The 1564-nt window shown below is 55.6% G+C and carries 2 protein-coding genes; both read right to left on the bottom strand.

The genetic code is table 11. The features are described from left to right. Positions 1-270: 270 nt before the first annotated feature. The gene (locus VJ956_RS06880; RefSeq protein WP_324083111.1) at positions 271-657 is read right to left on the bottom strand and encodes a cupin domain-containing protein; all 387 of its coding nucleotides are present in this window, start codon (positions 655-657) and stop codon (positions 271-273) included. A gap of 13 nt (positions 658-670) precedes the next feature. Next, on the bottom strand, positions 671-1564 hold an 894-nt coding region (locus VJ956_RS06875; RefSeq protein ID WP_324083110.1), incomplete at its 5' end, for an IS110 family transposase.

Below are 1564 nucleotides of genomic sequence, written 5' to 3'. Positions count from 1 at the left end.
GACCTATTGCGCCACCGTTTTGGCACGCACGCGCATCGCGACTGGCTGTATGTCTTGTGCGGGCCGCCCGCGATGCTGCAAAATGTCGAGCGCGCTGCTGGCTATGGGCATGCCCATAGCCAATATCCTGTCCGAGCAATTCACCTATGACTGATCCGTTCCAACAAAAAACCAGCAGCCAGCGCATCCTACACGCTGTGCTGCTGGTCTGTGCCGGTCTGACCGCCGCGATTATAGTATTTGCACTACGCGGCGGCTTTTAATCCTGGTTTATTGCTCGGCCGGGTCTGTCTCGGCTTCGGCTTTGGTCTCGTGTTCCGTGCCTGCCTCATGCTCAGGCGGCGCATACATCGTGTACAGCTTCAGCATCCCCGACCCGGTGTTCACGAAATTATGAAATTCGCCTGACGGTACGAAACTCAGATCACCAGCTTGGATACCGGTCTCGGTGTCGCCGATCTTGGCTGTGCCCTGACCTTCTACAAAAATCAGAACCTGATCGTGCCCGTCATGGGTTTCGGCCCCAATATCCCCGCCTTCGGGAATGGCCATCAGCACCACTTGCATCTTGTCGCCGGTCATAAGCACCTTGCGAAACTCGTCATTGGCTTTCGCCATCTCGACAATCGGCTGCGTGGTTTCCATGGTCTCGGTCATTCGCGTCCTCCTCCTATGATGGTTGTCCAGTAGGACGTTGATTTTGTTTGATTTTAAATTCGGAAAAATCTTCGAAGACCCAGCCGTTTTTGAGCGTGTCATAGATGATTGCCAGCAGCTTGCGTGCGGTGGCGATGATTGCTTTTCCCGCGCCGCGACGTTCCTTGATGCGCTGATAGAAAGCGTTCAGATATCCCGAGTAGCGAATGGCGATGAGCGTGCATTGCACCAAGGTGGTCCGCATCAGCTTATTGCCACGCTTGGTGATCCGACCGCGATTGTCCGTATCGTTGGATTGGCTGACCTTTGGCACGATGCCGACATAGGCCGCCAGCTTGTCAGCGCTTTCAAAGTCATCGATATTGCCAATCCCAGCCAACAGGATGGCCGCTGAGCGTGACCCGATCCCCTTGATCGAGCTGATCCCTTCATGGCCTGGAAGGTCTGCGCCAGCGCTCTCAATCGCCTTATCCAGCTCGGCCAAGGTTTCCGTCAGGCCGAGCGCTTGATTGCGCAACGCATTCAACTCGACCTGTTCAAGCGCCGTGAACTGGCTCACATCCAATTCGCGTAGGCGCTTCTTACTGGCCAATCCCTCTTTCTTCAGCTTTGTGCCGCGCCGCACAAACATGGCGTGGATCTTGTTCAGCAGCATGGTGCGCTGCTTGACGAAGACGTCTCGGGTATAAACCAATGAGCTTAGCTCCGACTCCGCTGTCGATTTCAGCCGCGTTTCTGGCAACATGTCCTTGGACAGGAAGAAAGCCAAAGCCCGCGCGTCGTTCTTGTCTGTCTTGTTGACGGACTTGCGGATTACCTGGAACTGGCGCGGGTTCACAACGACAATACGCCCAACACAGGCGCGGATTTCGTCGCAAAACCAAGCCGTATTGCCCGTGGCCTCAAC

The organism is Marinobacter sp. (assembly GCF_035268745.1).
In the GTDB taxonomy this organism is placed as follows: domain Bacteria; phylum Pseudomonadota; class Gammaproteobacteria; order Pseudomonadales; family Oleiphilaceae; genus Marinobacter.
The sequence above is the reverse complement of the archived record's forward strand: the minus strand, read 5'-3'. Positions and strand labels throughout refer to the sequence as shown.